This is a genomic window from Nocardioides okcheonensis (assembly GCF_020991065.1).
Taxonomy (GTDB): Bacteria; Actinomycetota; Actinomycetes; order Propionibacteriales; family Nocardioidaceae; genus Nocardioides; species Nocardioides okcheonensis.
The window spans coordinates 648,935-665,452 of the sequence record NZ_CP087710.1 but is presented as its reverse complement, the minus strand read 5'-3'; the positions used below and the strand labels follow the sequence as shown (position 1 = coordinate 665,452).

Here is a 16,518-nt window from a genome sequence, read left to right as displayed (position 1 = left end):
TCAGCTTGTTTCAGTCGCTGGGCAGTGGTTGCCCGGCCGCGATCGCTGTCGATCGAACAATGTCTTCGAGATCGGTATTCTGCACGGCGTTTAGAAGCATGTAACGCTTGTTCGCCAAGCGCTCCAGCACTACGAGCACCTCGGGCTGGGTGAACAGCCAGTGGCTCGGATCGTGGTAGCTGTCGGACCTGATCCCATGATCGCGGACGAGTTCTGCGAGTTCCGGGTGGGACTCCCAATGCGCGCGAACGAGGGCGGCGGCGTTCGGCTTGTCGATGTCGTCGTAGGAGTTCATCAGGATGGCGATGAGCGACAGGTCCTTTACGCCTTCGGCCGGCTCGCCCGAGACCTCTTCGTATACGTCCTCAACGTGGTCGAGGAAAACCGCCTCCGCATACAGAGGAAGCTTTGCGCGCTTCTTGAATAGTCGGTGAATCTCGTCATCGAAGACCTCGACGAAGATCGTGAGGCGGTCAACCAGTCGCCGCATCTTCTTGGGCGGAGTGATAGCGCCCTTGTAGGTGAGTTTGTGAGATGCAACCGCCCACGCATCTTGCGCACGCGTTCGGATCTGAACCTCGCATCCGATGGGCAGGCCAGCGTGGTCCACCATCGTCGAGTCCTCGATGTCGAGGTGGATGCCGGGGTAGAACAGCCGGTCGTGGCCCTTGCCCTTCATTCGTTCGAACTTTTGGACGACCCATGGCCCCTCCCGGATGAGGCTCGTAGCAGTCGCGCAGTCGACCTTGGTCGTACAGATGACCCGGATGCCGACCTTGTCGGTGATTGACTCCCACGAGCGTGGGTCATTCGGGATCGACCGAAGCTTCCGAATGAGGCTTCGAGCTGTCTTCACCCGACCAATCACGTAGTGCTCGGGTACTCGCCCGCGCAACAGATTCTCGACAGCGTCTCGATAGTGCTCAAGAGCGGCGTGAAGGTGGGGCTCGGCGGCCCGGTACATGGCCGCAGGATCTGCTTGCTCCGGACGAGACTCACCCATGCCGTACCCGATTGGTTCCGTCGAACGCACGCACGACTACCTCTTCGGCGGGCCGGAGGGGGCAATGTTCTCTGGGACGCCCTTGATGACCACCTGTTCCTCGACTTCGTCGACCTCCACCAACCCATTGGCGACTGCCTCACTCGTCGCCTTCACCTGCACGGCCCCGCCTTGGAGATCGAAGACCAGGCCGCCTATGCGGCTCTTGACGAGCGTGACGTCCTTGCGGAAGGTCGCGAGGACTTGGGGTGGAAGAGCCTCAGCAAAGTCGTCCCGGTCCTCCGGGTCGATCGAGCGGATCAGGAACTGGCTGCCGCTGATCTCCTTCTCGGGCCCTTCTAGCAGCGCGACCAACGCCCGGGTGTACCTCGTCCGCTTCTCTGGGGTGAAGCTCGAGTTGATGTGCTTAGTGGCGTTCTCCAGCAGGTCGCGTGTCAGGATCTCGGACTGGAACGTTAGCTGCATGCCGAGGAACTTGTGTAGGAAGTAGTCCGCCCACCCTGCGCCGTTCTGCTTGTCGACCATCTTGCCGACCACGGTGTCGTCTCGTCGCAACCACAGCATTGCGATCTTGTAGACCTTCGAGTTCTTGCCAACGATGAGTTCTGAGATGTGCTCGACATCGAACGACACGTGGCCAGGCGTGCCGTGATGGCGCATGCGAACGCCCTCCTGATGTTCAGCCTTCATGACGATCACGCAGTCGCCGGCGTCGCAAGTGCCCACTGAAGCGAGGAAGATGCCGGCAGGAGCGGCGCCAACCTGGCTGTCGAACAGGTGCTGGGCAATCTGGCGGCTGTGGTCGGGGAGCTTGGTGGGGTCCGCGATGAGTTCCTTGACCAGGCGCGGAACCAGCTCTAGGTCGCTCGTTCCGTCGGGACCCACTTCCTCGACCGCAACAATGTCGCGTCCGTCGGGAAGAAATGGCGCGAGCATCTGGTCGCGAATGAAGCGATCCGTGTCTGCGTCTAGTGGCGTCAAACCCGCAGAGAGAATGACACTCAGGTCCGGACTTGCCGTACTGCTCCCCCTAGGCACCTCGTGCACCATTGTGTCGCCCAGCTTGATGTTGCCGACCCCCGACATTGCTTCCCCCAACTTCTCAGTCTTGGGGCATTCAAGCGAGTAACGGGCATTCCTGCTAGCAGAACGCGGAGAAACGCGCCATCAGGGTGAAGAGCACGGTCAGATTGGCCGCCACCAGACCGGGCCGTCGCGCCAGGGCGTCAGGCCGCTTGCGCGGTACGCAGCGTGGAGTCGTGACATAGCGTCGTCGCGTTCCGGACCGTCAACGTACGGTCCGCCGGTGGGCTGCTGCGGCTCGGGGTGAAGGACAACCGCGGTCTCTCCCGGAGTGAGCCTGAGAAGGTCCAGTACGCGGCTGATGATGAGACCGCTCATCCGCCTGCCGCGCCATTCGGGATGCAGGTGCATGCGGTCGATGAGCAGGGCCGAGTCGATGTAGGTATCGAGGTGACCGTCGATGATCTCTTGTGCAGCTGTGCCGAGCTGCATCGCGTCGTAACAGATCGCATCACCTGCATCAGCGACGTTCTCGTCCGCGATCGACCACCCGATCCAGCCGTGCACTTGACCGATGTCCACGCCTTGGCTGGTGCCTTCGTATTGCACGTCAGCGGAGAACTGTCGAAGGACGTCCACGCCGCCGTCGATCGGGCGGCAGATCCAGAGGGTGACGTCGATGAGGTCCATTTCCAGTTCATCCATGCCGTGCAGTGTGGCGCCATCGGCCGACATCAGGCGGTGGGACGCTGACTCTATGACGAATCAGGACCCCTGGGAGTCCGCGCAGACTCACACCTGGGGACAGGACATGAAGCGCGGAGAGTGGCCGACCCCGCGAACCGCCGAAATGCCAAATCCGCCATGGCCGAGCCCGAACAACCTGATGCTCGCAGCGCTACTTCACGACGCGCGCTCAAGTCTGGCGTCCGGCATGAGCGTCGAAGCTGTGCTGCTCCAGCTCGCGACTCACAGTTGGTTCGAGGGCGGACTCGACGGCTACGACACCGGTCAGCACGACGCCCGTCGAACTATGTGAGCCCAAATACCGGCGGAGAGTTCAGTCGTCGTCGGACGAATCGTCTGCCCACCACTCGCGGTCTCGCTCTTCGAGGACCTCCTAGAGCGCACGCCAGGCTTCGTAGTCCTCGGGCTCGGGGCGCGCTTGGCTCACGTCCTCATGTTCGACCGAGGAGAGCGATACGACAACCCGCCGGGGCGTAGGCGGTATCCGGGATGGCGAGAGGCATCCTTCTGTGGTGACCGAGAACCTTGCTGCGTTCCCACCTGGACTGGATCGCGTGGTGCGGCACGCGTCCGGACAGGCACTCTTCGGCAGGGATGTGTTGAGCACCCTCGTGGATGAGCTGCAACGAGCCGCCGATACGCGTCGCACGGATCGGAACTGGGGACCTGGTGTTCTGGGTTGTGCGATGTGGATGGACGACCCCGAGCTGCTGCAGGTCCTTGGCCGCATGGCAAACGCCTGCATCGTAGTGACGAAGCAAGGCAAGAGGGCCCACGGGAAACCGACGTGGCCTGCGCTCACGGAACTTGCGGAGAAGGTGGGGTTGTTGCAATCGGCCTACCCGGAACTGTCGGAGCTCGCCGTCCGCGAAGCTGACGGCAACCCGATCGTTATTGGGCCGTACGCCGGGGACTGGACGACGCACACGATCTCGGGCGTACGCGAGCTCGGATTCCGGAGGGCGGGAGACCAGCTGGTGCCGATCGTTCACGCCAAGATCTTGCTGCTCGGTGACATGTGGTGGACTGATGAGCACCCGTCTGGCTTCGTCCAGGACATCTACGGATTCAGGCCACGACGGTTGTGGATCGGATCTGCGAACTTCACGCAGAGTTCTCGGTCGAGCCTTGAGATGGGCCTATGGACTGAGGATCCGGCGATGCTGGACGCTGCACGGAAGTGGCTCTTGGCGCTGGTGGAGCTTTCCGAACCTCTGGGCGAGGGGCCCGACATCATGGATCCGGAACTGCTGCCGGTTGAGTACGACGACGCGGCAATCGCGGAGTACATGCGTGAAGTTGGCTGGCACAACGACGCGGAAGACGAGTAGTCGTATGCCCTCCACACGCTGAGGCGGTCGGCGCGCATCGTCAGCGAGCGGGCGGGTACCACGCGATCCGCGCCCTCGGCCCGGCAGCGGCGTAGGGTGCGTGCCCGTGACGGACGAGCCAACGGAGCCGGAAACCTCCTATGACCAAGAACTGGGCCAGACCGTCCAGCTACTGATGGACCGGGGTCACACCGAAGCGGCGGCGCTCCTACTGGACTGCCGCATCGTCCGCATCGACCACGTCGACCTGCTCTTCGCTCTGCCGTTCGACGATTCCGCACCGGTCAACCTCTGCGACGTCTGGGTCGAAGGGCCGACGCATGTCACTGACAGCATCCACGATCGGATGGCTGGTGAGATCGTGGCGCACTTGAATGAGGCTCTCGAACCTCAACACGTCCACGTCCGCGAGATGAACTTCACCGCACCGCCCGTGCCTGCGAACTGGCGAGAACAGGCCAGCCGGCGCCTGGGGGAGGGACCTCGCAACCAGGCAACACTGGCTCCGAAACCCCCCGACTTCCGCGCCGACCGGATGTCGTTCCGAAGCGCCGAGGAGGTCAAGGTCTATGAAGCCCTACGCCGCGCACAGGGTCGGCGACCCGAAGCCGAGAACCTGACAATTTTGGCGCTCCCGTCCGCACGCATCACCGGAAACACGCTGGAACCCGACTTCGTAGTCTGCTTCAAGAACCGCGTCGGGATCATCGAGGTCGACGGTCCGCACCACGTCGGCAAGCGCGCCAGCGATACGTCGCGAGATCGCTTGTTCCGGTATTGCGGTGTAGCCGAGGTCGATCATTTCGACGTCGCCGACGTGCGCGATGCCGAAGCGCTCGACAGACTTGTCGAAGGCTTCCTGTGGCGACTCGGTAAGCAGCCGTGACCGCGTCAGTGTGGCACTTCAGTTGAGTGGTCGATCCACGTCACCACTTCGCGCATGGATCGGTCGTCACCGTTGCCTACTGGGTCGCTGCGTCGGATCATTCTCGATACAGCGCTCTTGTGGACGCCGAGCAGATCTGCGGCCTCCCGTCACGTCACCACCGAACAGGTGTCGTCATGGTTGCAACGTGAAGGGCTCTCTCTGTCACAGTCTGCTCTCGCAACCCGTCGCGTCGCGTCGGCGGTGTCGGCCTGTGGACTTAGGCTCCGATTGTGGCCCCAGGAATTGATAAGCACGTCTTCATCTCCTACGTGCACGAGAACGACTCGCAGGTAGACCGGCTGTGCCAAATCTTGGACGCTGCCCAGATTCCATACTGGCGTGACCGGGTGAACCTGGCACCAGGAGACAACTGGCGCGCAGAGATCAAGAGGGCAATCCGCGAAGGATCGCTCGTGTTTCTTGCGTGCTTCTCGGACGAGTCGCGAGGACGTGCGAAAACACACATGAACGAGGAGCTCACTCTCGCCGTTGATGAGTTCCGTCAGATGGCTCCGGGGCACAAGTGGCTGATTCCGGTGCGCTTCGACAACGGGCCGCTACCGGAATGGGATCTCGGGGGTGGCCGCGGATTGGCTGATCTGAACTACGTCGATCTCTATGGACCGACTGAGCCTGCGGCTGCCGCGTCACTGGTCACGACGATCAACAGAATCATGGGAGCTCGTCCTCTGAGTCCGGCGGCAACCATGGCGGCAGTAGCAGAAGCAACAGACGCGACCCGACCAGACATGATGCGCGCCCTCACGAAGGACCTGCTCCTCGACGGAAGTCGCCGCATCGAGCTTGATGAGCTTGTCACGCAGGAGGCGAACCGCGTCGTAGGCGTACTCAAGAGCGACGCGTTTGGCGCCGGACCCATAGCGGGGACAAGCAACCAGCAGGCGGGCACCGTCGCCAAGCACGCGCACGAAACCTGGTTACTTGCAGCGCCGTTCTGCGCGTCCCTCCGTATCGCGGCACGCTGGGGGGAACCGGCTCTGCTAACCCCATGGATCACTGGGCTGCGCCGCATGACAGAAGCCTCGACCACAGTGATGGGTGGCTATCAGGCCCTCACTGACCTTCGCCGGCTACCTGCGACCTTCTCAGTCATGACCGCGGCAGTCGCTGCGGTCTCGGACCGGCGCTGGGACAACCTAAAGGTGCTCGTTGTGGACTCATCGGTTGCACATTCACGGGCTGGCGGCGCGCCACTTGCCTTGCTCGAGCTGACTGATCCGTATCACGCGTTCGCTCAAGGCAACGGCGTCGCCGCGATGCTCTCCTACGCGGCCGCAAAGGACCTGACGATCGACGATGTGCTGGAGGAACTCGGCCAGAACGGCAAGATGCAGTCCGGTTCCACGCCGGAGTTCAACTGGCTCTACAAGGCACTGCAGCCACTCTTCGCCGACCAGATGCCCGACGATGCCACTTGGACGACCGAGTTCGAGCGAGCCGAGGTTTTCGTAGGAATCCTCGCGGAAGACACCTTCCTCACCCGCCCTCTACCTGAGTCCGGGCGTCGCTGGCGTATGGGCTACTGGTTCGGCCGCGCGGCTAACAACATGTACCGAATCGACTCGAGCCCCATCACAGCTTGGGCATACGAGCTGGAGCGAGACGGCGCCATGTGGGCACCAGTCCAAGCGGGCCTTTTTGGAGGTGACGTGGAACGAGCACGCGCTGCAGTTGAGTCGTACTCGGAGCAGTTCAACAAGCGGGCGTCAGAGCGCTGGTGATGAGTTGCGATGCGGAGGCTTTCTCCTTCACACGGTGTCGCCGATCTGCCGGGTGCCGATGTTGCTTGGGCATCTGTCGCTAGTGCACCTGCGGTTCAGTTGAACCCTCGGGCCGGCTTCCCCGTGCGATGCCTCGTTGACCAATCGGTCAATCTGCGCACGCGATCCGCAGATGTTGCAGGGTTCGATCTCACTCATGGTCCGAACCTACGATGAACAAGTGACGCGCGGCTCGTTCTCCACAGGCGCTTGCTCTACCAGTGGCCATGGAGCAGGGGTCGCCACGAGGAGGCCTGTCGTCTCGTCGCGAACGGGTGGTTGCGGGAGGTACCACTTCATCTCCTTGCACTCGTCTCGAGCGACGAGTTGCCGCCCGCCCTCGGCGAGAAGCACGGAGACTTCGATCCGCCTGACTGTGCCGTCGGGGTGCGGAAGGAAGACGGGGACGCTGGGGCTGAGGAACTGCGTATCAGTGAACATGGGGCGCAGACTGCGGACGTAGTCATCCTGTGCGCGATGTGCGCCTCGGAAGACGCCACTGTCGAGAGGGTTCGAGCGGTGGGAGGCGGCCGCGGAGCGTCGGGCTGGCCGTCTAGGGACTCGGACTCGGACTAGCGGCGGGCCGGTTCGGCTGCGCTAGGTTGCGTGCCTGCAGGGTGCCACTGGACGGGCTGGTGTCCTGGTCCTGAGCAGGCAGGTGGTCGTCTCCGGGCTGTCCGTCGATTGAGGCCAGGCGATAGCGGAGGTCGCGTGCTGGCATGGACCCGAGTGGGATCTGCCCGATCGCCGTTCGGATTGCGGTGTCGACGTCTCGGCCTTGGTCGTGGAGCAGTTGTAGTGCGTCGGCCGTGGCTGGCCAGTCGGGCTGCGAGACGAGCCGGGAATCGACGGTGAGTGCCACCGGGGCCCATCGTTCGGCCGGACTTGTGTGGGAGTCCGCACGAGCACTCGCGCCGCGGGCGAGTTCGGCGTGGGCGATCTTGTGTGGATCGAGGTCCCAGGCCTTGACGGCGTCGCGCAGTTCGCGACGAACGTGGCGGTGCTCGAGGCCGAGGTGGGTTGCGATGACCTCTGCTCCTGTTCTCCATGCGCGGTGATGCCGCGCCGCGAGCACGCGAAGTGCTGCCTCGTGTGCATGGTTGGGCGCGAGGTTGAGGAGGCGTTCGCAGAGTAGGTGCTCGCCGAGGGGTCGTGCGCTCAGCAGAACCGCAGTCAGTGCCGCGGGTCCTTCTTGGGTCATCAGGTCGGCGGGATCGAGACCACTCGGCAGCCTCGCGTAGGCAGGGTCGAGTCCGTGCGGGGCGAGCATCCAGAAGTCACGCTCAGCAGCAGCGCGGCCGGCGGGGTCGGCGTCGGTGGCGATGATCGGATCGTGGCCAGTCGCCTGCTTGATGGCGGCCAGCTGTCGTGTTTGCTCGTCGGTGAGCGCGGTGCCGAGTGGGGCGACGCCGAGGTAGCGGCCGGCGCTGGCAATGGTGACCTCCAAGGCGTCCAGTGGTCCTTCGACCAGGACTACCTGAGCGCCGGCAGTCACGAGTTCGTCGCTCGATCCGAAGAGCTGGGCGCCCTTGTGGAAGAGCGGCGTGTCGGCAGTGTTCAGGTACTTGGGGCCTGCGTTCTTGGTCTCGTCGGCGAGGTCGGGGTGGCGTCTGCCCACGAATCCCAGGACCTCGTCACGGTCCGCGATGGGAAAGATCAGACGGTCCCGGAACCGGTCGATCAGATCCCCGCGTGACGACGTCGTGGCGACGCCTACGCAGAGCATCTCGTCGTCGGTGACGCCGTGTCGGCGCAGGTGCTCGACCAGATGTCGCCATCCAGCAGGGGCATGACCGGGGTGGAACTGCTCGTGCCCAGCGAGGTCGATACCGAGTCGTTCGACGAGGTGCGCGCGGGCCCAGGATCCGATAAACGCGGTCTCGAAGAAGTCTCGGGCCATCGCGTTGATCTCTACCGCTCGCTCTCGCGAGACGGGGGAGTCGTCCCACTGTTGTGCGCGTCGGTTCATGTCTCGGATCTCGGCCTCGGTCAGTGGGAGTGGGGTGGCTCCGAGGTCGCGGATGAGGGCCGCGACGGTGAGGTCTGGCTCCACGAAGCATTGGTCATCGCTGTCGGGAGCCGCGTGAGTCGGGGGACTGCCAATGGTGGCGTCCTGGTGCTCGTTCGAGTCGAGCTGCGTGGTGTGGTGGTGTGGTTCGGCGAGATCCGGGTCGCGGATGAGCTCTGGCTCTGGGTTGACCTCGCAGGTGCTGCTGGGGTCGACCTCGACTCCCTCCCACAGGTCGGCGGGAGGCGCATCGGGTTGCTCGTCGCGAGCGGCCGGATCTGGGATGGGCTCGAGTGCGATCGAGGTGCGCCAGATCAGGGCCAGACATTCGTCGATGCCCTCCGACGTGTCGAGGCTGGAGCCGCCTTCGGGGCGAGTCGGTTGCGGCGTGCCGCCGAGCAGTGCTTCGATCTGCCAGCCCCGATGTACTCCGTGGTCGAGCGCGCTGACCAGCGCCGGCCACCAGATGCTGGCGTGTAGGCGTTCGACGAGGTCTGCGTCGAAGAGTTCCGTGAGTTGGGGCATCCATCCCGCGTTGATCGGGTCGCTGTTTCCGGGCTGGATGGCCTCGCAGATGCGGCTGGCGCCGGCGGGTGTGACGTGTCGCGACATGCGCCACCACAGCGCAGCGGCCGCATGGGCGTCGGGGAGTACGCCCGCAGTCGCCGCGGATCTCACGAGTCGATGGGCGGGTAGTCCGGCACGGGACATGGCAGCAAGACGTTCGGCGAGGATCGGCGTGAACTCATCCTCGCTGATCTGGGGTGCGAGCGATACGAGGAGACCTCGCCACTCCTGGAGTGCGGGAGCGGTTGCCCCGGTGACCGCTCGGGCGAGTCTTCGCTGGTAGTCGGCTGCCGACTTCTGTTGCTGCGGTGGTCCGACTGGTCGTCTGTCGTCGGGGGGAACCCGCATCGCCGCGCGCCAGACCTCGACGGCGGCGATGGCCTCGACGCTGGCCGCGAGTCCGTTCTGTGCCCAGTGCGGGCGCGCGTGGTTTTCGGCGTGGTTGGTGGCGCGGGTGCGGACCTGGTCTGCGAGGGATGCGACGAGCTCAGCACGCTGGGTGAGGTAGCCACCCCACTGTGGGTCCTTCGCGACGAGGGTCGGGATACCCGGCATCCACGGCAGGGGTCCCGGCGGGCCGGTGCCGGGGAGGGCGGTGTCGGGGAGGGTTGTGTCAGGGCGGGTGGCGTCGGGTGCGGGGCCGATGTCGTCCCGGCCAGTCAGGGCGGAGTCGAGGCGCCAGTCCAGCACGGCGGCACGGTCGGTGGCAGTGCGCAGATCGCCTGCGGCGACGGCTCGCGTCAGGAGGGCGGTGGGGTCGTGGCCGTCGGCTCCGAGAAGGAGGAGCCGGGCGCGCAGGGTCGCCCAGGCGGGCTCGTCGGACAGCCCGGGCGCGAGACGTTGGGCGGCGTGGTCGAGTGCGTGGACCACGTTTAGGACGGCATCTGTCGGTGGATCGACGGGCGCCTCGCGTGCCGGGTCGCTTGGCGGGAAGCCGGCTGGCTGCTGGCGTAGGACGGCTTCGGCTGCATAGTGCAGCGCGTCGAGGTAGCGCTGCGTGGCGAGGCCGAGCCGAAGGGTGGGGTCGGTCTGCTCGCGCAGGAGGCTGGTGGCGGAGTGCGGGGCCTCGTCGCGCGCGAGGATGGACTCGAGGATCTCGGTCGGGGTGCGGGGATGGGTGAGCGATGGGTGGATGATCGAGTGGGGATCGCCGTCGCCCACCACCTGGAGGTAGATGTGGTTGGCGGCGGACCCTCGCGTCAGCATCGTGTAGAGCTGCTGGCGTGATTCCTCGCCGGTGGCCAGGCCGTGCATGGTGTCGGCGGTGACGCCCTGCGCGGTGTGAATGGTGCACGCGTAGCCAAGCCCGGTGGCGTTCGCGACGTAGTCGTGGGGGAGTCGAACGGTGTGGTGGTGGCGCAGGTGCTGCGCGGAGAGGTCGCCGTTCTCGTGGACGTGGAGCACCGTCCAGCGGTCGCCGTTCTTGACCCAGTCCGTGGTCGACGTGCGCAGTCGACGGTCGTTCTGCCGGGTGATGATGAGGTCTCCGACGGAGGCCTCGTTGCCGTCGCCGAGCCGGATGCTCCGCGACCGTGTCCCTTCGCGAGCACCCGTGGCCTCCTCTGCGGAGTCCCGGTGGTCGGGCTCGTCGAGGCGAGCGGTGCGTGCGCGGTAGTTCAGCTCGCTGACGAGTTCTCGGGTAGGAGCCAGCATGATCGAGTCGAGACCCAGGGCGCGGTCGCTGTGCCAGGCGGTGAAGACGTCGTCGCTGACGGAGGCGAGGTCGCCGACGTGCACGCGGTGGTGGTCGAGGTAGAAGCCGAGTGCCTCGGTGCGGCCCTCGCGCAGCGCGAGCGATGCGGCGGCCTCGGCTGGGTTGGTGAATCGGAGGAGCTCGCTGAGGTGGAGTGCGCCGTGGTGGGTGCGGATGTCGCGGAGGACTCCGCCGGCGCCGATCGCGGCGAGCTGCTGGTCGTCACCGATCAGCCGGACGCTGCCGCCGCGCTCGAGGACGTGGGTGACGGCTGCGTCGAGGGAGAGGGTGTCGGCCATGCCGGCTTCGTCGATGACGACCAGCGTGTGCGGGCCGATGTTCGCGATCCAGGCCGGCACCTCCGCCATCGGGCTGTTGGGGCGATTCAAGGCTGGCGATTGGTCGATCGGAGCGACGGAGTGACCACCAGACGAACCAGTTGACTGGCCGAGGGAGTGGGTGAGCTTGGCCAGCGTGTCAGTGTGGACGGAGCCGTGCGTGTCGGTGTCGGCCGCGGTACTCGGCGAAGTTGGCGCGATCGAGGAGCGCAGTGCGTCGGCGGCTGCGGCAGAGGGTGCGAGGCCGAGGATGGTGCCGCCAGCGTCGGTCCAGGCGCTGGCGAGCGCGCGCATGGCGGTCGTCTTGCCAGAGCCGGCGGGCGCAATGGCGAGCTGCAGTCGAGCGCCCGAGGTCGCCATCTCTCGCACCATGGTGGACTGCCCGAGGTTCAGCGTGATGCCGTGGGCGGTCTGCTCGAGGACCGCGAGGTCGACGGCCGAGGAGTCCACGACGTGTCCGTCGTGTCTGCCCGCGGCTGCCACCAGTCGCTGTTCGGCGGCAAGGATCCGACGCGACGTGTGCAGGTCTGCTCGCGCTGAGCTGTAGACAGAGGACCCGTCTGCCCGTCGCAGCTGGCGCGGTTCGGAGATCCCGTCGGCATCGGTGAGGCTCGCGCCAGGAGTGCGCGCGAGGCTGATGGAATGGATGTCGAGGACTTCGCCGACGAGCAGGTCGACGACCCGCGCGACGTCCTTCGTGGCGAGCGCCGCTGAGCGGACCTGACGTTGTGCCTCGGCGTACACGTGCCAGTACTGCCACGTGCTGCGGTGGCTCTCCAACGTCGCGAGGATGCGTTCGACGCGCTCGGCGAACCACCCAGAGTCGACGGCAGCATCCGTCGTCGCGCCGGCTTTGGCGAGCGTCTCGCGGGTGGGGTTCAGCGCTGTGCGCACCATCGTCGCGATCCGATGTGGACTACCGAGTACCTCGACGGCTTCCCTGCGCCAGGCAGCACGTTGCTCGGCGAGAGAGCGGGGTTCGTGCTTGGCCTTCCGGGTCTCCAGGGTGGCCTGCTGGGCGAGGTGGATCGCCTCGACCGGTGTCGGAGGTCTGCCGTGCGTGGCTTGGAAGTCGGTGGCCAGGACGGCTCGACGCTCCTCCACGGAGAGGCGTCGCTTCGAGAAGCGGGTGTTCAGACGGGCATCCACGCCGACGATCTCTCGCACCGGTCGCCCGCGCGCCGCGCCCTGACCGGGGTCCTCATATCGCTCGGCAAAGCGGATTCCGAGCGCGTCGGCGAGATGCCGCTCCAGGGCCGTGTTGTAGGTCTCGGAGGCGGACACGACCACCTTGTGGAGAGGACGGCCGTCGATCGCCAACCACTTGCCACCAGCAGTGGCCGAGCCGTCTGCGGTGGTGGGGGACAGGGTCTCGACTTTGTTCACTACGGCGACGTGCGTGTGGAGATCGGGGTCGCCAGCGCGGGAGTCCCGGTGCGTGAAGGCGGTCGCGACGAGACCGCGGACGTCGACCTGCCGCACTCCGTTGGTTCCTTCGCGGGTGTAGAGCGCGGTGGTCTCAAGGAACGTGAGCGCGTCCTGGACGGCTGCTTGGTGGGCGCGTTCGATGGTCGCGGCGGTGTGCGGGTCGGCGATCGCCCACAGCGTCGAGACGCTCTTGACGGGGGAGAAGGTGAGGTCGTAGCCGGCGACCGCTGTGGTCTTAGGGCGCGAGTGCCGGGCGATGACGGCCGCGAGTTCGCGGGCGCCGTCGGCGCCGGGGGAGGGGTCGCGGCCGTGCTCGGCGCGGAAGAGTTCGCGGGCGACCTCGGTGCGGACCGCCGCGCGTACGGCGGCTGGAACGGGGTAGTCGCTTGGGTGCCCGGACGCGGAGCTGACGGCTGCGAGTCGCTTCGCGACCTCGATCCGGAACGCGCTGACGTCGTGGTCGTACACCTTGAACGGAGCCCCGAGCCGGGCCGCCGCCCGGTAGTCGACCTCGGTGGGTGAGGCGGTGTCGGGGCGACCGATCTGGTGGTCCAGAGCGCGGGTTCGCTCAGTCGCCAGAGGATGGTGTCCGGCGCCGAAGAGGTTCTGCATCTGCTCGGCAGTGACCAGGTCGCCGACGTCGAGGCCGTCGATGCCCGCCATCCCGGATCCGATCCAGACGCCGGGGGTCTCGCCCTTCTCGGCGTAGTACGAGGCGAGGCCGACGTGACCCTTGTCGGTGGCATCCAGCGCGGCGACCTGACGGGTCAGGTAGTCGTACCCCGATCCGGCGGTGAGCTTGTGCAGGCTCATGGTCACCCGCACCTATGTCCCACCGACCGGCCGCGAGAGTCATGCGAACCGCGCCGGCCAACCTGGATACATCAGGCCACCGGCGGCGTCGCCCCTCCGGCAATGCAAGAGGTGTGTGTGGCTTGGACTTGGCGCGCGACATGGGGGGACGCACTGAGGCTGCTGGCGGGTTGACCTTCGGGACGCGGACGAGGTGCGTCGCGACTGGCGGGGGTGTCGGTGAGCGCGGCGCGAGGAACGGCGGCATAGGTCGTTCGAGGGACAACCTTCAAACTAGGAGTTGATCAGATGGTCACGCAGAGTGTGCGGCAAGCTGCGCGTCGTGACGCCCGGACAGTCGCTTCGAAGAGACGCGCCGAGCTTCTTGACCGCAGTAGACGCCTCGAGGACCTCGCGGTGAACGTCATTACGTCGATCAAGGAGCGCGATCTATCGGTTGAGAAAGCCGAGCGCAGAGCTGGCGAGGCGTTGCAGCGCATGACCTCTGTGGAGGGGTTGTCTTTGCGAGAGGCTGTCGAGTGGTGCGGGGACAGCATCGACCTCCACGAGGCGGCCAGGTTGCGGAAGGTCGGTGATCGGCCTAGCCCGTTGCCGGTTGACGTTCCTTAGCCGGAAATCGATCCGGTCGGGGCTTGCGGGAATCCGCCTCTGTTTGCTGCGCCACCAAGCGTCAGTGTCCCGGTCGAGGTTCCGCTTGCAGAGCCTGGGCCACGGGCGTCGACTTCAAGCGTCAGGCATAGTCAAGCCATGCGAGAGCTGCCGGTATTCGTCATGGTCTCTGGACCGCCAGCAAGCGGGAAATCGACGCTCGCTCCCGAGCTTGCGGCAGCTCTACGGTTGCCCTTGGTTGCGAAGGACACCATCAAGGAAACGCTGATGGCCACCCTTCCGGTGCCAGACGTCGAGGCTTCGCGACAACTTGGCCGAGCAGCCGTCCAAGTAATGCTTGCGGTCTCTGCTGCGTCCCCGGTCGGGGCCGTGCTTGAAAGCAACTTCTACCGGTCGTTGGCGGTCGCGGAGATACAACAGCTGCCTGGAACCGTGGTCGAGGTCTTCTGCCGTTGCGACAGGCAAGTTGCTCAGGGTCGCTTCGCGACTCGAGTCGCTACTCGCCAAGCTGGGCACTTTGACGGCCTCCGCACCGCCGAGGAGTTGTGGAACGAACAGATCAGCGAGCCGGTAGCTGGCGGATGGCCGGTCTTGGAGGTTGACACGAATAGTGCCGTCGACGTGCCCTTCGTTACTCGCCGCCTTCGACAACTTCTGGACACTTGAGCCTCACGATTCTCTAGTCAGCTGTCAGTCAGCCGAGTCCCGGGCCTGCGGGGCTGCCGTCACCTGTCCATCGATCTTCGGTTGATCCACCCGTTAGGGTCGAATGCCTTAGCCTAGTTGCTTCTCTCCGCCGTACAGGGTTCGGCCTGTGGCGATGGGTGCGTGTTGCGTCGTGAGCACGGCTGTCACGGCACGTCGTTCGGGTCAGGCCGTAACCCGTGTCCTTCCCGCAACTGGACGATCGCAGGTGCCCACTTTGCCTGCGAGACAAGATGCCCCTGGGTGGAAATCCGGTCGTGTCGGTGCCGATCTCGGCGCGGGACTTGACCGGGTCGTCGCGGTCGCGCGACCAGCCCCGATCCCAAGGTCCTGATCGCGCCGAGCGTCCGCGGCAGCGAAGGGAAACCACCTAGGTCGCGTGACCCGTAACTCGGTCGTGCTGCATCGCCGTCAACGCCGCTGAGGGTCGTGCTCGGAGCGCTCAGCGGCATCTCGTTGTGCCGTCAGGAGTCGGGCGCGGGCTGCGGCACCTCCACGCGAGCCTTGGCGCAGGCGAGCGTGGGCCAGTTCCAGGCATGCCTCGAGGTATTGCCGCTCTTTCTCGCGCTCCTTGGCCGGCAGCGACGCCAGGTGTCGGCGACGCGCGCGCCGTCGACCGCTGACAGCGGCGCGCGCCGTGGCTTCCCGCACGAGGTGTGCGCCGATCTCAGGCGCGAGTGCTTTCATCAACGTCTGGACTTCGTCGTCGCGTGCGCGACGCCAGATGGGTAGCAAGGTTCCTGCCACAAGGACCATGGGACCGGCGACGACGACAACTATCATCGCTGCCGTCCTGAGAACGATGTCAAGGACTGTGTCGACGAGCACGGGCTCAACCGACTTCGCGCGGGGGGCGTCGGTGACGGCTCGTCGACCGGATCACGGTCGAGGGTCGATCGAGTTCGAGTGTTGCCCGGCTATGCCGCCGAGCCCTCCGCGGATGAAGTCGAGGGCTCGGTCGAATTGAGCCAGGGTGAACTCGTCGCTGCGGATCAGCGTGCCGTCGGCGTGTCGGGTGGCTCGGTAAAGAGCCGCGATGGCCGCGCTGGCCACGATCGCCGGCATGGCGTCGGTGTCGGCGCAGTCGAGGTCTTTGGCGATGGCTCGGGTCAACGTGTCCTGGATGCGTGCCATGAACTCAAGCCCTTTGGCTTCCACCGGCCGCGCGTCGGCGGCGAGGAGGTCGTCGATCAGCGCGTCCAGCTCCGGGGAGCTGTTCTCGGCCAGCAGGTCCCCGCCTAACCATGAGCGCATCGTCTCGAGCGCGCCTGCCGTCCGGGCTGGGGCTTCGAGCAACTCCTCGAGCCGGTTGAAGGCTGGCTCCAGGTCGGCGAAGAGCACCGACTCCTTGCTGGGGAAGTAGCTGAAGAAGGTGCGGTCGGAGATCTCGGCGCGCTCAGCGATGTCGCTGATAGTCGTCACATGGTAGCCGCGCGTCAGGAACAGCTCGACGGCTGCATCGCGGATCGCCTGGCGCGTGCGGGCCTTCTTCCGTTCGCGTAGTCCCGACTCAGTCATGGACCTACCCTACTCGATTCTGCCCC

Annotated in this window: 11 protein-coding genes; 6 read left to right on the top strand and 5 right to left on the bottom strand. The window is 65.6% G+C overall.

Annotated elements, in window-relative coordinates; translation table 11 throughout:
- Window positions 1-10 precede the first annotated feature (10 nt).
- The 3 genes from LN652_RS02945 to LN652_RS02935 all read right to left on the bottom strand — a co-directional run bounded on the left by LN652_RS02945 (window position 11) and on the right by LN652_RS02935 (window position 2,731).
- Complete coding sequence (locus LN652_RS02945; RefSeq protein WP_230443211.1) at window positions 11-964, bottom strand: RelA/SpoT domain-containing protein; 954 nt, start codon at window positions 962-964, stop codon at window positions 11-13.
- 75 nt (window positions 965-1,039) lie between these two features.
- On the bottom strand, window positions 1,040-2,089 hold the full coding sequence (locus LN652_RS02940) for a nucleoid-associated protein (RefSeq protein ID WP_230443210.1): 1,050 nt from the start codon (window positions 2,087-2,089) through the stop codon (window positions 1,040-1,042).
- Window positions 2,090-2,188: 99 nt separating this feature from the next.
- Entirely contained in the window at window positions 2,189-2,731 is a 543-nt protein-coding gene (locus LN652_RS02935; protein WP_230443209.1) for a hypothetical protein, read from the bottom strand.
- A gap of 52 nt (window positions 2,732-2,783) precedes the next feature.
- Between LN652_RS02935 and LN652_RS02930 the strand changes: the two genes are divergently transcribed.
- The 4 genes from LN652_RS02930 (at window position 2,784) to LN652_RS02915 (ending at window position 6,774) form a co-directional block, all read left to right on the top strand.
- Window positions 2,784-3,065 carry a hypothetical protein gene (locus tag LN652_RS02930; protein WP_230443208.1) on the top strand — a complete coding sequence of 94 codons (282 nt, stop codon included), beginning with the start codon at window positions 2,784-2,786 and terminating at the stop codon, window positions 3,063-3,065.
- A gap of 220 nt (window positions 3,066-3,285) precedes the next feature.
- A complete protein-coding gene (locus LN652_RS02925; RefSeq protein WP_230443207.1) occupies window positions 3,286-4,104 on the top strand; it encodes a hypothetical protein in 819 nt (272 codons plus the stop codon).
- Window positions 4,105-4,210: 106 nt separating this feature from the next.
- Window positions 4,211-4,990, top strand: coding sequence for a PDDEXK family nuclease (locus tag LN652_RS02920; RefSeq protein WP_230443206.1), 780 nt, complete (start codon window positions 4,211-4,213; stop codon window positions 4,988-4,990).
- A gap of 311 nt (window positions 4,991-5,301) precedes the next feature.
- On the top strand, window positions 5,302-6,774 hold the full coding sequence (locus tag LN652_RS02915; RefSeq protein WP_230443205.1) for a toll/interleukin-1 receptor domain-containing protein: 1,473 nt from the start codon (window positions 5,302-5,304) through the stop codon (window positions 6,772-6,774).
- Window positions 6,775-7,366: 592 nt separating this feature from the next.
- Here LN652_RS02915 and mobF read toward each other — a convergent pair.
- Window positions 7,367-13,660: a MobF family relaxase gene (gene mobF, locus LN652_RS02910; RefSeq protein WP_230443204.1), complete on the bottom strand. Its 6,294-nt coding sequence runs from the start codon at window positions 13,658-13,660 to the stop codon at window positions 7,367-7,369.
- 747 nt (window positions 13,661-14,407) lie between these two features.
- On the opposite strand from mobF, the gene LN652_RS02905 reads away from it, so the two are divergent.
- Together LN652_RS02905 and LN652_RS02900 are read left to right on the top strand one after the other, a co-directional pair.
- Window positions 14,408-14,935 carry an AAA family ATPase gene (locus LN652_RS02905; RefSeq protein ID WP_230443203.1) on the top strand — a complete coding sequence of 176 codons (528 nt, stop codon included), beginning with the start codon at window positions 14,408-14,410 and terminating at the stop codon, window positions 14,933-14,935.
- Between the two features lie 468 nt (window positions 14,936-15,403).
- Window positions 15,404-15,706 carry a hypothetical protein gene (locus tag LN652_RS02900; RefSeq protein ID WP_230443202.1) on the top strand — a complete coding sequence of 101 codons (303 nt, stop codon included), beginning with the start codon at window positions 15,404-15,406 and terminating at the stop codon, window positions 15,704-15,706.
- Between the two features lie 147 nt (window positions 15,707-15,853).
- On the opposite strand, the gene LN652_RS02895 is transcribed toward LN652_RS02900, so the two are convergent.
- On the bottom strand, window positions 15,854-16,492 hold the full coding sequence (locus tag LN652_RS02895) for a TetR/AcrR family transcriptional regulator (protein ID WP_230443201.1): 639 nt from the start codon (window positions 16,490-16,492) through the stop codon (window positions 15,854-15,856).
- Window positions 16,493-16,518 lie beyond the last annotated feature (26 nt).